19 protein-coding genes are annotated in these 17,251 nt (G+C 57.8%); 14 read left to right on the top strand and 5 right to left on the bottom strand.

Annotated elements, in window-relative coordinates; all coding sequences use genetic code 11:
- Positions 1–61 precede the first annotated feature (61 nt).
- Both hslU and hslV read right to left on the bottom strand, forming a co-directional pair.
- Positions 62–1,372, bottom strand: coding sequence for an ATP-dependent protease ATPase subunit HslU (gene hslU, locus GAO09_RS04050; protein WP_153352789.1), 1,311 nt, complete (start codon positions 1,370–1,372; stop codon positions 62–64).
- An 83-nt stretch (positions 1,373–1,455) separates the two neighbouring features.
- On the bottom strand, positions 1,456–1,983 hold the full coding sequence (gene hslV / locus GAO09_RS04045; RefSeq protein ID WP_153352788.1) for an ATP-dependent protease subunit HslV: 528 nt from the start codon (positions 1,981–1,983) through the stop codon (positions 1,456–1,458).
- Between the two features lie 178 nt (positions 1,984–2,161).
- On the opposite strand from hslV, the gene hisB reads away from it, so the two are divergent.
- The 7 genes from hisB to coaA are packed head-to-tail and all read left to right on the top strand — an operon-like array spanning position 2,162 to position 6,773.
- Positions 2,162–2,770, top strand: a complete 609-nt coding sequence (gene hisB / locus GAO09_RS04040; RefSeq protein ID WP_112730470.1) for an imidazoleglycerol-phosphate dehydratase HisB — start codon at positions 2,162–2,164, stop codon at positions 2,768–2,770.
- 20 nt (positions 2,771–2,790) lie between these two features.
- Positions 2,791–3,273 (top strand): DUF2628 domain-containing protein, encoded by a 483-nt coding sequence (locus GAO09_RS04035; protein WP_153352787.1) that lies wholly within the window; start codon positions 2,791–2,793, stop codon positions 3,271–3,273.
- Entirely contained in the window at positions 3,273–3,923 is a 651-nt protein-coding gene (gene hisH / locus GAO09_RS04030; RefSeq protein WP_153352786.1) for an imidazole glycerol phosphate synthase subunit HisH, read from the top strand. Before GAO09_RS04035 ends, hisH begins: the two co-directional genes overlap by 1 nt.
- Positions 3,923–4,666 (top strand): 1-(5-phosphoribosyl)-5-[(5-phosphoribosylamino)methylideneamino]imidazole-4-carboxamide isomerase, encoded by a 744-nt coding sequence (gene hisA / locus GAO09_RS04025; RefSeq protein WP_153352798.1) that lies wholly within the window; start codon positions 3,923–3,925, stop codon positions 4,664–4,666. The genes hisH and hisA overlap by 1 nt, the downstream gene beginning before the upstream one ends.
- On the top strand, positions 4,663–5,451 hold the full coding sequence (gene hisF / locus GAO09_RS04020) for an imidazole glycerol phosphate synthase subunit HisF (RefSeq protein ID WP_112730486.1): 789 nt from the start codon (positions 4,663–4,665) through the stop codon (positions 5,449–5,451). The genes hisA and hisF overlap by 4 nt, the downstream gene beginning before the upstream one ends.
- A gap of 12 nt (positions 5,452–5,463) precedes the next feature.
- Positions 5,464–5,787, top strand: coding sequence for a phosphoribosyl-ATP diphosphatase (locus GAO09_RS04015; RefSeq protein WP_153352785.1), 324 nt, complete (start codon positions 5,464–5,466; stop codon positions 5,785–5,787).
- Complete coding sequence (coaA, locus tag GAO09_RS04010; protein WP_153352784.1) at positions 5,784–6,773, top strand: type I pantothenate kinase; 990 nt, start codon at positions 5,784–5,786, stop codon at positions 6,771–6,773. Before GAO09_RS04015 ends, coaA begins: the two co-directional genes overlap by 4 nt.
- 25 nt (positions 6,774–6,798) lie before the next feature.
- Here the strand turns inward: coaA and GAO09_RS04005 are convergent, their stop codons facing one another.
- The 3 genes from GAO09_RS04005 to GAO09_RS03995 all read right to left on the bottom strand — a co-directional run bounded on the left by GAO09_RS04005 (position 6,799) and on the right by GAO09_RS03995 (position 9,578).
- Positions 6,799–7,410 carry an alpha-ketoglutarate-dependent dioxygenase AlkB gene (locus tag GAO09_RS04005; protein WP_324184992.1) on the bottom strand — a complete coding sequence of 204 codons (612 nt, stop codon included), beginning with the start codon at positions 7,408–7,410 and terminating at the stop codon, positions 6,799–6,801.
- 23 nt (positions 7,411–7,433) lie between these two features.
- Positions 7,434–7,868: an alternative ribosome rescue aminoacyl-tRNA hydrolase ArfB gene (gene arfB / locus GAO09_RS04000; RefSeq protein ID WP_153352782.1), complete on the bottom strand. Its 435-nt coding sequence runs from the start codon at positions 7,866–7,868 to the stop codon at positions 7,434–7,436.
- A 99-nt stretch (positions 7,869–7,967) separates the two neighbouring features.
- The gene (locus GAO09_RS03995) at positions 7,968–9,578 is read right to left on the bottom strand and encodes a phosphoenolpyruvate carboxykinase (RefSeq protein WP_153352781.1); all 1,611 of its coding nucleotides are present in this window, start codon (positions 9,576–9,578) and stop codon (positions 7,968–7,970) included.
- 330 nt (positions 9,579–9,908) lie between these two features.
- Between GAO09_RS03995 and GAO09_RS03990 the strand changes: the two genes are divergently transcribed.
- From GAO09_RS03990 to GAO09_RS03960, 7 genes are all read left to right on the top strand, one after another.
- On the top strand, positions 9,909–10,637 hold the full coding sequence (locus tag GAO09_RS03990; RefSeq protein WP_153352797.1) for a response regulator transcription factor: 729 nt from the start codon (positions 9,909–9,911) through the stop codon (positions 10,635–10,637).
- Between the two features lie 77 nt (positions 10,638–10,714).
- A complete protein-coding gene (locus tag GAO09_RS03985; protein ID WP_324185008.1) occupies positions 10,715–12,487 on the top strand; it encodes a sensor histidine kinase in 1,773 nt (590 codons plus the stop codon).
- A 13-nt stretch (positions 12,488–12,500) separates the two neighbouring features.
- The gene (locus tag GAO09_RS03980) at positions 12,501–12,959 is read left to right on the top strand and encodes an HPr kinase/phosphorylase (RefSeq protein WP_153352779.1); all 459 of its coding nucleotides are present in this window, start codon (positions 12,501–12,503) and stop codon (positions 12,957–12,959) included.
- 131 nt (positions 12,960–13,090) lie between these two features.
- Positions 13,091–13,492, top strand: a complete 402-nt coding sequence (locus GAO09_RS03975) for a PTS sugar transporter subunit IIA (RefSeq protein ID WP_153352778.1) — start codon at positions 13,091–13,093, stop codon at positions 13,490–13,492.
- A gap of 4 nt (positions 13,493–13,496) precedes the next feature.
- Positions 13,497–13,772: an HPr family phosphocarrier protein gene (locus GAO09_RS03970; protein WP_324185007.1), complete on the top strand. Its 276-nt coding sequence runs from the start codon at positions 13,497–13,499 to the stop codon at positions 13,770–13,772.
- A gap of 148 nt (positions 13,773–13,920) precedes the next feature.
- Positions 13,921–15,321 (top strand): adenosylhomocysteinase, encoded by a 1,401-nt coding sequence (gene ahcY, locus GAO09_RS03965; protein ID WP_153352776.1) that lies wholly within the window; start codon positions 13,921–13,923, stop codon positions 15,319–15,321.
- Between the two features lie 195 nt (positions 15,322–15,516).
- The coding region (locus GAO09_RS03960) for a PAS-domain containing protein (RefSeq protein ID WP_420796132.1) at positions 15,517–17,251 on the top strand (1,735 nt) is incomplete at its 3' end.

Here is a 17,251-nt window from a genome sequence, read left to right as displayed (position 1 = left end):
CGCTCAAAAGCAATCACAGTTTGAAGAGTGCAGCCGAACAGTGGCCCGACTGCCACGCCTTTTACAGGATGTAACGCGACAAATCGGTGTCGGCAGCGATATCGCCGACATGCTTGCGTACATACTCGGCATCGATCGTGATCGACGTTCCACCCTGATCAGGTGCCGTGAACGAGATTTCGTCCAATACACGTTCCATCACCGTCTGCAGGCGACGTGCCCCGATGTTTTCGACCGATGAGTTCAAATGAACAGCCACGTCGGCAAGTGCATCGATGGCGTCGTCGGTGAAGGTTAGGCTGACGTCTTCCGTACCCATCAGTGCCTTGTACTGGCGGATGAGGCTGGCTTCGGTTTCCGTCAGGATCCGGCGAAAGTCTTCCTTGACCAGCGGGCGAAGCTCGACGCGGATCGGCAGGCGGCCCTGCAACTCGGGGAGAAGATCCGACGGTTTGGAAACGTGGAACGCGCCCGAGGCGATGAACAGGATATGGTCAGTTTTGACCGGACCATATTTTGTCGACACGGTCGTGCCTTCGACCAGCGGCAGAAGATCGCGCTGCACGCCTTCACGGGACACGCCGGCACCCATGCCGCCATCACGCGCCGCGATCTTGTCGATCTCGTCGAGGAAGACGATACCGTCGTTTTCGACGGAGCGCACCGCCTCGCGCTGGATGACTTCGTTGTCGATCAGCTTGTCGGACTCGTCGCGGATCAGCTCACCGTAGGATTTCTGCACGGTGGTGCGCACTTTCTTGGTGCGGCCGCCCATCGCCTTGCCGAACATTTCAGACAGGTTCAGAACACCGATATTGGCGCCCGGCATGCCGGGGATTTCGAAACCGCCGGGCATGCCCGAACCTGTGTCGGCAACCTCGATATCGATTTCCTTGTCGTCGAGCTCACCGCCGCGCAGCTTTTTCCGGAAATTGTCACGGGTGGCGGGCGATGCCGTGGAGCCGACCAGCGCGTCGAGCACACGTTCCTCGGCGCTCATATGCGCCTTGGCCTGCACTTCCGAGCGCTTCTTATCACGCACGAGACCGATGCCGATCTCAACGAGGTCACGGATGATCTGCTCGACATCGCGGCCGACATAACCGACCTCGGTGAATTTCGTCGCCTCGACCTTGATGAAAGGTGCACCGGCGAGCTTTGCCAAGCGGCGGGAGATTTCCGTCTTGCCGACGCCGGTCGGGCCGATCATCAAAATGTTCTTGGGCATGACTTCGTCGCGCAAACCCTCTTCGAGCTGCTGGCGGCGCCAGCGGTTGCGAAGCGCGATCGCCACCGCACGCTTGGCCTCGTGCTGACCAATAATGTAGCGATCGAGTTCGGAGACGGTTTCTCTGGGGGAAAAATTGGTCATTGTCTTCCTTTCGGCCCCCTTTTGGGCTCCGGCCATTTCGGCCCGGCGCCAAGGGTCCATGGTCAATGTCGGTTGATATGCGCTTATTCCGCGTCGAGGCTTTCGACGATCAGATTGTGGTTGGTATAGACGCAGATGTCCGCGGCGATATCGAGTGCGGTGCGAGCAATGTCTTCGGCAGATTTTTCCGAGTCCATCAGCGCGCGGGCTGCAGCAAAGGCGTAATTGCCACCGGAGCCGATGGCGACCGTGCCATGTTCAGGTTCAAGAACATCGCCATTACCTGTGATGGCCAGCGTGATCGACTTGTCGGCCACCAGCATCATCGCCTCGAGGTGGCGAAGATAACGGTCGGTGCGCCAGTCCTTCGCGAGTTCGACGGCGGCGCGCATCAACTGGCCGGGATATTGTTCGAGCTTCTTTTCAAGACGATCGAGAAGCGTGAAGGCATCGGCCGTCGCGCCCGCAAAACCGGCAATCACTTCCCCGCCCTTGCCGATACGACGCACCTTGCGTGCATTGCCCTTCATGACGGTCTGGCCGAGGCTTACCTGACCGTCACCGGCCATGATCACCTTGCCACCTTTCCGCACCGTGATAATTGTCGTCATAAAACACCTGTCTGCCCGATTGGACGGGCTCCTTGAATTCGGCCTTCATTGGCTGGCTGGGTTCTATGTAAGTGGGCAAATCGCGAATGCAAATGCGACGCTTTTATCGGTTCGCCGTTCTGGATATTTCCCCGTCCCCCTGATAAGGAACCGCAATATTTCCAGTATGGAGCGTTCTATGGCCGCCGCCAAAGACAGCCGAACCGCAACGGTTTCCCGCAAGACGAACGAGACGGCAATTTCCGTTTCCGTCAATCTCGACGGCACGGGCACGTCGAAGATCAGCTCGGGCATCGGCTTCTTCGACCATATGCTGGAACAGCTGAGCCGCCATTCTCTGATCGACATGGAGATCGACGTGAAGGGCGACCTCCATATCGACGACCACCATTCGGTTGAGGATACCGGCATTGCCATCGGCCAGGCCATTTCCAAGGCGCTGGGCGATCGTCGCGGCATTACCCGTTACGCATCGCTCGATCTTGCCATGGATGAGACGATGACCAAGGCTGCTGTCGACCTGTCCGGCCGTCCTTTCCTTGTCTGGAACGTCGCCTTCAGCGCGCCCAAAATCGGCACGTTCGATACCGAACTGGTGCGTGAATTCTTTCAGGCACTCGCCCAGAATGCCGGCATTACCCTGCATGTGCTGAACCATTACGGCGCCAACAACCACCATATCGCCGAGACCTGCTTCAAGGCAGTGGCTCGGGTGCTGCGCACCGCGACCGAAATCGACGCGCGTCAGGCCGACCGCGTACCGTCCACCAAGGGAACGCTCGTCTGATCGGGCCTTAAGGAGGTTTCGTGATCAGCTATACCGTATTGACGCCACTTGGCGGAGCTGACCGGGATCACGCATCGACGCTTTTCGTCGCCGATCGTTTTATCTGGTCTGCTATGTTTCTGCCGTGGATCTGGCTTTTGTCGCGTCGCATGTGGTTTGCGGCTTTCGTTGTCTTTGTCGCCGAATGCCTTGCGATTTTTCTCATGCGGCAGCCGGGGCTCGGCACGGCGGGCCTGCTAGCAATCCTCGCCATCCATGCGCTGGTTGCGCTTGAAGGCGGCAATCTCCATATCCGCCATCTGATAGTCGGCGGCTGGAACGTGGCAGGGCAGATCGCGGCCTCGGATTTGGCAACCGCCGAAGAACAGTTCTTCGCGAACCTGCCTGAACCAGCTGAAACTCCCCTGCCCTTGGCATCCGACTGGGCCAAACCGAATTCTTCACCGACACAAGGCTGGAGTGCGCCCGCGCTTGGCCTCTTTGACAATACTGGAGCACGCTGATGCGCGTTGCCATCATCGACTACGGATCGGGAAATCTGCGATCTGCCACCAAAGCTTTTGAACGCGCTGCGCGAGAAGCCGGCATCGACGCCACGATCGACCTGACCGACAAGCCGGAAGCGGTTGCGTCCGCTGACCGCATTGTTCTGCCGGGCGTTGGCGCCTATGCCGATTGTCGAGCCGGTCTTGCAGCCGTCAACGGCATGCATGAGGCACTGCTCGAAGTAGTTGAGAAAAAGGCCCACCCCTTTCTCGGCATCTGCGTCGGCATGCAGCTGATGTCGTCGCGCGGTCTTGAAAAGACGGTCACCGACGGTTTCGGCTGGATCGATGGTGACGTCGTTGAGATGACGCCTTCCGACCCGAGCCTGAAAATCCCGCAGATTGGATGGAATACGCTGGATCTGAAAACCGACCACCCTGTTTTCGATGGTATCCCGACAGGTCCAGATGGGCTGCATGCCTATTTCGTGCATTCCTACCATCTTGCCGCCCGCAACGGCCATAACGTCATCGCCACCACCAACTATGGTGGCGCGATGACTGCCTTTGTCGGTCGCGACAATATGGTCGGCTCACAATTCCACCCGGAAAAGAGCCAGGCGCTTGGCCTCGCCCTGATCGCCAACTTCATGAAATGGGCTCCGTGATGATTCTTTTTCCGGCTATCGATCTCAAGGACGGCCAGTGCGTGCGCCTGAAACTCGGCGACATGGAACAGGCCACCGTTTACAACACCGACCCAGGCGCTCAAGCCAAAGCCTTTGAAGATCAGGGCTTTGAATGGCTGCATGTGGTCGATCTCAACGGCGCCTTTGCCGGAGAGACGGTCAACGGCGATGCTGTCGATGCGATCCTGAAGGCGACCAAGAACCCGGTGCAGTTGGGCGGCGGTATCCGTACACTCGATCATATCGAGGCATGGCTGTCGCGCGGGCTGGCACGCGTCATTCTCGGCACCGTCGCCGTTCGTGATCCGAACCTCGTGATCGAAGCCTGCACGCGTTTTCCCGGTCAGATCGCCGTTGGCATCGATGCCAAGAGTGGCAAGGTTGCTGTTGAAGGCTGGGCGGAAGCCTCCGAACTTGGTGTCATCGAGCTCGCGAAAAAATTCGAAGGCGCTGGCGTTTCGGCGATCATCTATACCGATATCGACCGCGACGGCATTCTGGCCGGCATCAACTGGGCTTCCACGCTGGAACTTGCCGAGGCCGTTTCCATTCCAGTGATTGCATCGGGCGGTCTTGCTTCCATGGACGATGTTCGCCGCATGCTGGAGCCGGATGCGGCAAAGCTTGAAGGTGCGATTTCCGGTCGCGCGCTTTATGACGGCCGTATCAACCCAGATGAGGCTTTGAGCTTGATCCGGGCAGCCAAGGGAGCACCGGCATGACCCTCAAGGCTCGCGTGATCCCCTGCCTCGACGTCAAGGACGGCCGTGTCGTCAAGGGCGTCAATTTTGTCGATCTGATCGATGCGGGTGACCCGGTGGAAGCCGCGAAGGCTTATGATGCGGCTGGTGCCGATGAGCTCTGCTTCCTCGACATCACCGCATCGTCCGACAATCGCGACACGATTTTTGACGTTGTCGCGCGCACGGCCGATCATTGCTTCATGCCGCTGACCGTCGGCGGCGGTGTGCGCGCTGTCGGTGACATCCGCAAGCTTTTGCTGGCCGGTGCCGACAAGGTCTCGATCAATTCGGCTGCGGTCAACAATCCCGATTTTGTGGCGGAAGCCGCCGACAAGTTCGGCAACCAGTGTATCGTCGTTTCGATCGATGCCAAGCGCCGGCTAACGCAATCGGTCGGCGGCGACAACCGCAGCGAATGGGAAATCTATACCCATGGCGGACGCAACGCGACGGGCATCGATGCCGTCGAATTTGCCGCCCGCATGGTCGAGCGCGGCGCCGGTGAATTGCTGGTGACCTCGATGGACCGTGACGGAACCAAAGTCGGCTATGATCTGGAGCTGACACGTGCGATCGCCGATGCCGTGCGTGTGCCGGTTATCGCATCTGGAGGCGTTGGCACACTCGACGATCTTGTTGCCGGCGTGAAGGAAGGCCATGCGACCGCAGTTCTGGCCGCTTCGATTTTCCACTTCGGCACCTATACGATCGGCGAGGCAAAGCGCTATATGGCGGATCATGGCATTGCCATGCGACTGGACTGACGGGAGGCAGAGTTGGGCGGATTTTCTTTGAACGATCTGGAAAAGATCGTGGCTGAACGCGCCATGGCGTCTCCTGATCAGTCCTGGACGGCAAAGCTTGTCGCCGCCGGCCAGACCAAGGCCGCCAAGAAGCTTGGCGAAGAGGCAACGGAGACCGTGATCGCCGCCGTGGCGCAGGACCGCAACGACCTTGTCGGCGAAAGCGCGGATCTTCTCTATCATCTTTTGGTCGTATTGAAGATTGCCGATATCCCGCTACAGGAGGTGCTGGATGAACTCCAGCGCCGGACCGCACAGTCCGGTCTTCAGGAAAAGGCGAGCCGTCAACCATCATGATCAGCGCGTCGCAGCCCGCCGAAGCATTTGAGGTCGGCATGACATCGGAACCGTATTCGCCCTATCACCACTTCACAGCGGATGAGTGGGCAAAATTCCGGGCCGACACGCCGCTGACGTTAAAGGCCGAGGAAATTGCCCGGCTGCGCTCTCTCGATGACCCGATCAATATCGATGAGGTGCGGCGGATCTATCTTTCCCTGTCGCGTCTTCTCTCGGCGCATGTCGAGGCATCGCAACTGCTTTTCCAGCAGCGTAACCGCTTCCTCAGCCTGTCGGATATCACCAAGACACCTTTTATCATCGGCATCGCCGGTTCGGTTGCCGTCGGCAAGTCAACGACCGCCCGTATCCTGAAGGAGCTTTTGGCACGCTGGCCTTCCAGCCCGAAGGTGGACCTGATCACCACGGACGGCTTTCTGTATCCCAATGCCGTTCTGCAGCGTGAAAACCTGATGGAACGCAAAGGCTTCCCGGAAAGCTACGACGTCGGTGCCATTCTGCGCTTCCTCTCGGCGATCAAGGCCGGTGAACCGAACGTACCGGCCCCCCGCTATTCGCACCTGACCTACGATGTTCTGCCGGACGAACACACGACCGTCGATCGACCGGATATCCTGATCTTCGAAGGCATCAACGTCCTGCAGTCGCGCGCGCTGCCGACTGATGGAAAAATCATTCCGATCGTGTCTGATTTCTTCGACTTCTCGATTTATATCGATGCCGACGAAGACCGGATTCATAGCTGGTATGTGCAGCGGTTCATGAAGCTACGTGAAACCGCCTTCCGGGACCCAACCTCGTTCTTCAAGAAATATGCCGCAATCGACACCGATGCCGCTTTGGCTGTCGCGGAAAACCTCTGGCAGAACATCAATCTGAAAAACCTTCGCCAGAATATTTTGCCGACACGACCACGTGCAGATCTCATCCTGCGCAAGGGCCGGGATCATTTCATCGAGACGGTATCGCTCAGGAAACTTTAGCCGATCTATCGCCGACTATTTGTCGTTACGGGTTGACCCGCCGCAGCGTCAGATTGATGCGGCCACCGTTTTTCAGGAGCGTCGACGTGTCGGGATAAATCCGGTCCACGCCGTGAAACGCCAGCCTGCCCTCGCCGCCCAGAAGCACGATATCGCCGCTTGAAAGCTTGAAAGATCCCGTCGGAGCCTTGCGATCGAAACCTCCGACGCGAAAAAGGCAGGTGTTGCCGAGCGAAATGGACAGAACCGGTGCGTCGAACGCGTTTTCGTCCTTGTCCTGATGCAGACCCATTTTTGCGTCGTCGCTGTAAAAATTGACGAGGCAGGCCTCGGGCGGGTTCACGTGATCTGCCAGCTTTCCCCACAAATCCAGAAGCTCCTGCGGCATCTCGGGCCAGGCTTTGCCGGTGACCGGATGTGTCGACTGATAGCGATAACCGCGCGTTTTGTCGGTCACCCAACCAAGCGGCCCGCAATTGGTCATGCGAACCGACATCGGTTTGCCGGTGCCCGGCATGGCCGGCACATAGAGCGGTGCCTCGACAACGATCTGGCGGATGGTGTCGACCAGATGTTTCTGTGCCGCACGATCCAGATAACCCGGCAGGTGTTTTATGCCATTCGGTAACGTCGCCACAGGCTCTCCTTCTCGGCTATCGATCAATCTCCCGTGGGACGACCACGCATCTTCTTGACTTCCGAGCGGCCGGATTTGGCTTTCAGGCGACGTTCCACGGATCCCTTCGTCGGCTTGGTCGCCTTTCGTGGCGGCGGCGGCGGCTTGGCGGCTTCGAGGATCAGGTCCTTCAGCCGCTCCCTCGCCTCTTCGCGATTGCGATCCTGGCTGCGCGACCGGTTGGCTTCGATCATCAGCGTGCCATCCTTGGAGACACGTCGCCCACCTAGGCGCAGTGCATTTTCCTTGACCCGATCCGGCAGAGAAGGCGAATTGGTGATGTTGAAGAACAGCTGGACCGCCGTTGAAACCTTGTTTACGTGCTGGCCGCCGGCGCCACCCGAAAGCACGAACTGCTCGGTCAGCTCCCATCCGGCGATGGTGATGCGATGATTGATGATGAGGGGTTCGCTGGCCATGTCTGTCTCCGGCCCTCTCTTCCCACAAACGCAGCATTAAGAAAACCGCCGGCATCGAAATCGATACCGGCGGTTCAATGTTCCACGTGAATCAGGAATTTATTCCGCGGCGATCAGCATGCCCGGGGCCGCGTCACGCACCTTGCTGTCGACGTGATCCTCGAACTTTGCAAAGTTGCTGATGAACATCGCCACCAACTTGGCGGCCTGCTGATCATAGGAAATACCATCAGTCCAGGTCGAGCGCGGATCGAGAATGCTGGTATCGACGCCCGGCACGGCCACCGGCACCGCGAAACCGAAATTGGCATCGGTGCGGAACTCGGCGCTTTTCAGGCTGCCATTGAGCGCAGAGGTCAACAGCGCACGGGTTTCCTTAATCGGCATGCGACGACCGGTGCCATAAGCGCCGCCGGTCCAGCCGGTATTGACCAACCAGCAATCGACGCCGTGGCGATCGATCAGATCGCGCAGCAGATTGCCATATTCGGTCGGGTGACGCGGCATGAACGGTGCGCCGAAGCAGGTCGAAAACGTTGCTTCAGGTTCCTTGACGCCCTTTTCCGTGCCGGCAACCTTGGCGGTGTAACCCGACAGGAAGTGGTACATGGCCTGCTCAGGCGTCAGCTTGGCGATCGGCGGCATCACACCGAAAGCATCGGCGGTCAGCATGATGATCGTTTTCGGATGCGGAGCGAGACCGGTCTTCGAGGCATTTGGAATGAAATGCAGCGGATAGGCGCTACGAGTGTTTTCCGTCAGTGAATTGTCGTCGAAGTTCGGTACGCGGTTTTCGTCGAGAACGACATTTTCCAGCACCGTGCCGAAACGACGGGTCGCTGCATAGATTTCCGGCTCTGCTTCAGCAGAAAGCTTGATGGCCTTGGCGTAGCAGCCGCCTTCGAAATTGAAGATGCCGTTTTCGCCCCAACCATGCTCGTCGTCACCGATCAGCGTACGGTTCGGATCAGCCGACAGCGTGGTCTTGCCGGTGCCAGACAGACCGAAAAACACGGCGGCATCGCCATCCGGGCCGACGTTGGCCGAGCAGTGCATCGGCATGACGCCATTTTCAGGCAGAAGGTAGTTGAGAACGGTGAAGACCGACTTCTTGTTTTCGCCGGCGTAGGACGTGCCGCCGATCAGAACCAGACCATTGGTCAGATCACAGGCGATCACCGTTTCCGAGCGGCAGCCGTGGCGAGCGGGATCGGCCTTGAAGCTCGGCAGGTTCACGATCGTCAGTTTCGGCAGGAAAGCCGCCAGCGTGCTGCGATCCGGTCGGATCAGCAGATTGCGGATGAACAGGGCATGCCAGGCGAATTCGGTGACGACGCGAGTCGGTAATGCATTTTCTGCGTCGGCGCCACCGATCAGATCTTGCACATAAAGATTTTTGCCGGCGGCATGGGCGAACATGTCCTTGCGCAGAAGCTCGAAATGTTCCGGCGAAAGCGGCTTGTTATTGTCCCACCAAATCTGGCTGTCGGTCTTGCCATCACGAACAACGAACTTGTCCTTCGGCGAACGACCGGTGTGCTGCCCAGTGACGGCGCGCAGGGCACCATCGATGGTCAGTTCGGCTTCCTTGTTCTGCAGAGCCGCTTCGTAAAGTTCGGTCTCGATGAGGTTATAGCGGACGCTCGAAGCGCCGGAGAGGCCGATAACCTCTACTCCATTCGCCGGATTATGAAGTCCGATCTGCTCCATGTCACGCTTTCCCTTCTTTTAAACTCGGGTTGCCAATGACGCTGGAAACTAGTGTCAGTTTTTTAAATAGGCAATATGCAAATCCAAAAAAGATAAGCAAGATCAAATATTTAATCGATTTAAATAATTTTCTTCTGTTTTAAATCGGTTTGATCACCACATGCGAACGGTCAATTCAGCTTGCTAATGTAAAGCCGGATATGACACTGCCCTTTGACGTTGCCACAATTTGTTCCACCTTTATACTCAGAACGCATCAACAGGGCAGCCGAGAGGCGGGGGCGATTTCCAGGAGACGCCTTGAAGATGACGACGACGGAGACCGAAAGAATGCAGACAATCGCGCTCGTGGACGACGACCGCAACATCCTCACTTCAGTGTCTATCGCACTGGAGGCAGAGGGGTATCGGGTCGAAACCTACACAGACGGGGCGTCGGCACTGGATGGTCTGACCGCCCGTCCGCCTCAGCTGGCGATCTTCGACATCAAGATGCCGCGCATGGACGGCATGGAACTGCTGCGCCGCTTGCGCCAGCGTTCCGACATACCGGTGATATTCCTTACTTCAAAGGATGAGGAAATCGACGAGTTGTTCGGCCTCAAGATGGGCGCCGACGATTTTATTACCAAGCCGTTTTCGCAGCGTCTGCTGGTGGAACGCGTCAAGGCAATCCTTCGTCGCTCTGCCAACCGCGAAGCAGCCGCTGCCGGTGGCGCGGCTGGCACCAAATCTGCAGATCAGCAAGCAGCGCGGACATTGGAACGTGGTCAGCTGGCCATGGACCAGGAACGCCATACCTGCACCTGGAAGGGTGAGCCGGTGACGCTGACCGTCACGGAATTCCTCATCCTGCATTCGCTTGCTCAGCGTCCCGGCGTGGTCAAAAGCCGCGATGCCCTGATGGATGCCGCTTACGACGAGCAGGTCTATGTCGACGACCGCACTATCGACAGCCACATCAAGCGGCTTCGCAAGAAGTTCAAGATGGTTGATGACGACTTCGACATGATCGAGACGCTTTATGGCGTCGGATACCGCTTCCGCGAAGCCGCATGATTGCGATAGGGCGCTGACCCTGTCACAACCGGCGGCGATTCGGCGGTGGAAAGGAATAGGACTTGGCCGACCCGGCTATTGATAAGGACGTTGCTTACGCGAGTGAACCGCGGCAGGCGAACAGACGGCTGTGGTCGCGGCCGTTTACGCTTGCCCGTCGGGTTTTTGGCCATGCAGTCTTTTCCAGCCTGACGCGGCGGATCCTGTTCTTCAACATCGCCGCGACCGTGGTTCTGGTAGCAGGTATCCTTTACCTCAACCAGTTTCGTGAGGGTCTGATCGATGCCCGTGTCGAAAGCCTTTTGACACAGGGCGAAATCATCTCGGCCGCGGTCTCGGCCTCGGCGTCCGTCGATACGAATTCCATCACCATCGACCCGGAAAAACTGCTGGAACTACAAGCGGGACAGAGCATCACGCCGGTTCCCAACGACGAGGATCTTGATTTTCCGATCGATCCGGAGCGTGTGGCGCCGGTTCTGCGCCGACTGATCTCTCCGACGCGTACGCGCGCGCGTCTGTTCGATGCTGACGCCAATCTCCTCCTCGATTCACGCCACCTCTATTCCCGAGGCCAGGTTCTGCGGTTCGATTTGCCGCCGATCGAAAATGACGAGCAGACCTGGAACGAATGGCTTGCCAGTCTGTTCAATCGCATGCTCCAGCCTGGCAATCTGCCAAGCTACAAGGAAGCACCGGGTGGCGACGGCTCGATCTATCCAGAAGTCATGAATGCGCTGACTGGCGTGCGCGGTGCTGTGGTTCGTGTGACGGATCGCGGCGAACTGATCGTGTCTGTCGCCGTGCCGGTCCAACGCTCCCGTGCCGTACTCGGTGTGCTGCTGCTTTCCACGCAAGCCGGCGATATTGACAATATCGTCCACGCCGAACGTCTGGCGATCATGCGCGTCTTCGGTGTCGCAACGCTCGTCAACATTCTGCTGTCGCTGCTTCTGTCGTCCACGATCGCCAACCCGCTGCGCAGGCTGTCAGCTGCCGCCATTCGCGTACGCCGTGGCGCCAAGCAGCGTGAAGAAATTCCGGATTTTTCCGCCCGTCAGGACGAAATCGGTAACCTGTCGATTGCGTTGCGCGACATGACGAATGCGCTTTATGACCGGATCGCCGCCATTGAGAGTTTTGCGGCAGATGTCAGCCATGAGCTCAAGAACCCCCTCACCTCGCTGCGGAGTGCCGTGGAAACGCTGCCGCTTGCCAAAAGCGAGGAATCTAAACAGCGACTGACCAATATCATCTTCCACGATGTGCGCCGCTTGGACCGGCTGATCAGCGATATCTCCGATGCGTCGAGACTGGATGCAGAACTGGCACGGTCGGATTCGGCACCGGTCGATATGGAAGCATTGGTCAGCAATCTTGTCGATATCTCTCTGCAGATCCGCACCGGTCGCAAGCCCGTCGAAATTGACCTCTCCGTCGACCGCAAGACCGATGTAAAATCCGAATTCACGGTTCCCGGACATGATCTGCGGCTTGGGCAGATCGTCACCAATCTGATCGAAAATGCACGCTCTTTCGTCCCGGAAAAAAGCGGCAGGATCAAGGTTCATCTTTTCACCAGCAGCAAGGGGCGCTGCGTCGTTCATGTCGATGACAACGGACCGGGGATCCAAGCGGAAGATATCGATCGAATTTTCGAACGCTTCTATACAGACCGGCCGGACGGCGAAAGTTTTGGCCAGAATTCCGGCCTGGGCCTCTCTATCAGCCGACAGATTGCCGAGGCGCACGGCGGCACATTGCGGGCTGAAAACCTGATGGACGAAAATACCGGTCATAGGAAGGGCGCCCGCTTTATCCTCTCACTTCCCTCAGGCCAGCAATCGTAAACACGGTGATCAGATGAGCATCGTGACAAAGTCAACCAACCTTCATGGCACCGCGATTGTCATCGGCACATCCGGCTTCCTGTTTGTGGCCCCGTCCGGCGTTGGAAAATCATCACTGGCGCTGGATTGCCTTCAGGCCGCTCAACAGGCCGGACAGTATTGCGCATTGATAGCCGACGATCAGGTTTTCATCGACGTGGCGAATGGACAAGTCATTGCCAGAAGACCATCAGCTACGGCGGGTTTGATCGAAATTCGACATACCGGTATCGCCCGAACAGATAGTATCGAGGCTGCAGTCCTGCATCTTGTCATTCAGGTTGTGGAGCGGCAAAAAGCCGACAGATTACCGCCGGATGAAGAAACATACGCGCTTCCAACGGGTCATCATCTGCCGCTGTTGCGTATAGCGCGCGACACAACTTCTCCGCTTAAAATCATTGACTACATGAAGCCTTATCTGAATAGATGACAGGTCTTGTAAGACGGTTTTCATTTTTAGCTTGCACTTCGGGCCGACATATAGAAGATGGCACCCCACCGCGATGGCACTTGTTGCAGCGCGAATAAGGCCTGCGTTCATGTCTTCCAAGGGGTCATTTCATGATCGGACTTGTGCTTGTCACTCATGGCAAGCTGGCTGAAGAGTTTCGTCATGCAGTGGAGCATGTCGTTGGTCCTCAGAAATATATCGAAACGATATGCATCGGCCCGGAAGACGATATGGACCAGCGCCGGCAGGATATTGTCGACGCGGTTGAACGTGCCGATGATGGGCACGGCGTCATCATCCTGACTGACATGTTTGGCGGTACGCCTTCCAATTTGTCTATCTCAGTCATGAGTAGCGGCAAGACCGAAGTCATTGCAGGTGTTAACCTGCCAATGTTGATCAAGCTTGCCGGCATCCGCGCTGACAATGACATGCAGAAAGCATTGGTCGACGCATCGGAAGCGGGTCGAAAATACATTAACGTGGCCAGCCGCGTCCTGAGCGGTAAGTGAGGCCATAAATATGCTCTCCCGCGAACTCCTCATCATCAACAAACGCGGGCTTCACGCACGCGCCTCCGCGAAATTCGTGCAGACGGTAGAGGGCTTTGATGCCCAGGTCAGCGTCAGCAAGGATGGCATGACGGTCGGCGGCACCTCGATTATGGGCTTGATGATGTTGGCGGCCAGCCCCGGCTGCAGCATCTCTGTTTCCACATCCGGCGAACAGGCGGAAGCCGTTCTGGAGGCGCTGGACCAACTGGTCGCCAACAAGTTCGGCGAGGAAGCCTGAGACGACAGATAAAGATATAAAGACTTCTTTATGTCTTGTTGCCAGCCTGCCATAAGCCTGCTACATCCCAGCGCTAATACCCGTCCGCAATGGGCGCGTTTGCGGCTCTTCCCGTGGAAGAGTACCATCTTTGAGCTGGAGATCCTTCATGACCACTGAGAAAGACTATATCGTCGCCGACATTTCGCTGGCGGATTTCGGCCGCAAGGAACTCGATATCGCCGAAACCGAAATGCCGGGCCTGATGTCCTGCCGCGCCGAGTTCGGTGAATCGCAGCCGCTGAAGGGCGCGCGCATCTCCGGTTCGCTGCACATGACGATCCAGACGGCCGTTCTGATCGAGACCTTGCAGGTTCTCGGCGCAGACATCCGCTGGGCGTCCTGCAACATCTTTTCGACCCAGGACCACGCTGCAGCCGCAATCGCTGCGACCGGCATCCCGGTCTTCGCCGTCAAGGGCGAGTCGCTCACCGAATATTGGGAATATACCGACAAGATCTTCCAGTGGAACGATGGCGGCTATTCCAACATGATCCTCGATGATGGTGGCGACGCTACCATGTACATCCTGCTTGGCGCACGCGCCGAAGCCGGTGAGGACGTGCTGTCGAACCCGGGTTCGGAAGAGGAAGAAATCCTGTTCGCACAGATCAAGAAGCGCCTCGAAGCTTCGCCGGGCTGGTTCACCAAGCAGCGTGATGCCATCAAGGGCGTCACCGAAGAAACCACCACCGGTGTTCATCGTCTGTACGAACTTGCAAAGAAGGGCCTGCTGCCCTTCCCGGCCATCAACGTCAACGACTCGGTCACCAAGTCCAAGTTCGACAACAAGTATGGCTGCAAGGAATCGCTGGTTGACGGCATCCGCCGCGGCACCGACGTGATGATGGCCGGCAAGGTTGCCGTCGTCTGCGGTTACGGTGATGTCGGCAAGGGTTCTGCCGCTTCGCTTCAGGGTGCAGGAGCCCGCGTCAAGGTCACGGAAGTCGACCCGATCTGCGCGCTTCAGGCCGCCATGGACGGTTTTGAGGTCGTCATTCTCGAAGACGTCGTGTCTTCGGCCGACATCTTCATCACCACCACCGGCAACAAGGACGTCATCCGCATCGACCACATGCGTGCGATGAAGGACATGGCGATCGTCGGCAACATTGGTCACTTCGACAACGAGATCCAGGTTGCTGCTCTCAAGAACCTCAAGTGGACCAACGTCAAGCCGCAGGTCGACATGGTCGAGTTCCCGGCCGGCAACCGCATCATTCTTCTCTCGGAAGGCCGCCTGCTCAACCTCGGCAACGCAACCGGCCATCCGTCCTTCGTGATGTCGGCTTCGTTCACCAACCAGACGCTGGCTCAGATCGAACTGTTCACCAAGCCGGGCGTCTACAAGAACGAGGTTTATATCCTGCCGAAGCACCTCGATGAAAAGGTCGCTCGCCTTCACCTCGAGAAGCTTGGCGTGAAGTTGACTGAACTTCTTCCTGAACAGGCTGCCTATATCGGCGTGCCGCAGCAGGGTCCGTTCAAGGCTGAACACTACCGCTACTAATAATTAGCCGGTTCATCCACAACATATAGAGCCTCGGTCGTTGACAAACGGCTGGGGCTTATTTTTTTCGACCCATCCTTCCCGCTGAATCCGGAAACAAGTATTGTGACAAGACTTGATTCGCGCCCTTTTTTGCGTTTGCGCGGACTGGAATGTCTTGTCGACGATGCGGCACATGGACGGAGACAGACCGGAATGGCGGTTGGAAATATGGCCTCGCTTGAGCGGGCCGAAATGAATGTCGATGGCGACGAGGCCTCGGCACAGACAGGTTTTTGCCAAGGCATGGCAAACGATCGTGACACTGCTCCGCGGGGTCTGCGTCGTGTTGTGCGTTGGGCGGCAATTGCGCTTTCGGGTACGGCTCTGTCGAGCTTTGCCGGAGCAGCGTTCGCGCAGGAAGCTGGTCTGGAAGCCGGACGGCTTTTATCCTCGACGGAAATCATGGTCCCGACCCTGACGATCGGCGCCCTGGCGGCAGCTCTGCTGTCGACCATCTGGCTTGTTCGCCAGAAGGGCAATATCGAGACCGAAAGCCGCGATGTGCGCAGCGCTCTTTCCGATGCGCAGCAGAAGATTTCCAAATACGAGGCACTGATTGCCGAAAAGAACCGGCGGATCGTCATCTGGGAAGCCGGACCGGGTCGTCCTGAATTTCTGGGTCAGTTGCCGGTCGAAACCGGTGCACCGGCGCAGGATCGCGATTTTCTGGCCTTCGGGCGTTGGCTGAGCACGACATCTGCATCGGAACTCGAGCGGGCCATCGAAACACTTCGCAGCAATGCGCGCAGTTTCGACATGGTGATCGAAACCGTCCGAAATGAAGTTCTTGAGGTTCAGGGACGTGTTTCCGGTGGAAAGGCCTTTGTTCGCTTCATTGCGCTGAACAATCTGCGCGCTGAACTGGCTGAACTGAAGATCGAACGCGAACGTCTCTCCAATTCGATGTCGCTGTTCCAGTCGCTGCTCGACAGTCTAGAACAGCCAGTCTGGCGCCGTGACAGCAATGGAAACCTGACCTGGGTCAACCACGCCTATAGCGACGCCGTGGAAGCGTCCTCTCCGACGGCGGCGGTTCAGGAGAGCCATGAGTTCCTGGGCACGATCGCGCGTGAAAAAATCCGTGCGACCGCAACGACAGCGTTGCCGTTCCATGACCGCATGTCGACCGTGGTGCGCGGCAATCGCACGATATTCGACATTTCAGACGTAGTCGGCTCTGGCGGTTCGGCCGGCATGGCAGTTGATGTTTCCGAGGCGGAGGCGATTCGCGAAGAGCTGAAACGTACGCTGAAGAGCCATGCCGAGACCCTCGACCATCTCGCAACCCCTGTTGCCATCTTCGATGGTGAACAGAGATTGCAGTTCTATAATCAGGCCTTCGTTCGCCTGTGGGATTTCGAGCTTGGCTTCCTTGAAAGCCGGCCGGGCAACGCCGAAATGCTGGATCGCCTGCGCAGCCAGAACAAGCTTCCGGAGCAGCTGAACTGGCGCAACTGGAAGGAATCCGTTCTTTCCGTCTATCGTTCGCTCGATACGCAATCCGATCGCTGGCATCTGCCGAACGGCCAGACGCTGCAGGTTATCGCCACCGCGCATCCGCAGGGTGGCGCGACTTGGGTGTTTGAAAATCTCACCGAGCAGATGGATCTTGAAACCCGCTATAACACACTGGTCAAGGTTCAGGGCGAAACCATCGATCACCTGTCCGAAGGCGTTGCCGTATTTGGGCCCGATGGGCGTATCCGCCTGTCGAACCCCGCTTTCCGCGTTCTGTGGAACGTGACCGAAGAGCAAGCAAAACCGGGCACCCATATCCGGGCCATCGAGGCCGCCTGCGCCTACGAATACGATAAACCGGACGGTTGGCGTCATTTTGGTCAGATGCTGACCAATTTCGATGATGAACGTCCCTCACTGCAAGGCACGT

Source organism: Endobacterium cereale (genome assembly GCF_009617585.1).
GTDB classification, from domain to species: domain Bacteria; phylum Pseudomonadota; class Alphaproteobacteria; order Rhizobiales; family Rhizobiaceae; genus Neorhizobium; species Neorhizobium cereale.
The sequence above is the reverse complement of the archived record's forward strand: the minus strand, read 5'-3'. Positions and strand labels throughout refer to the sequence as shown.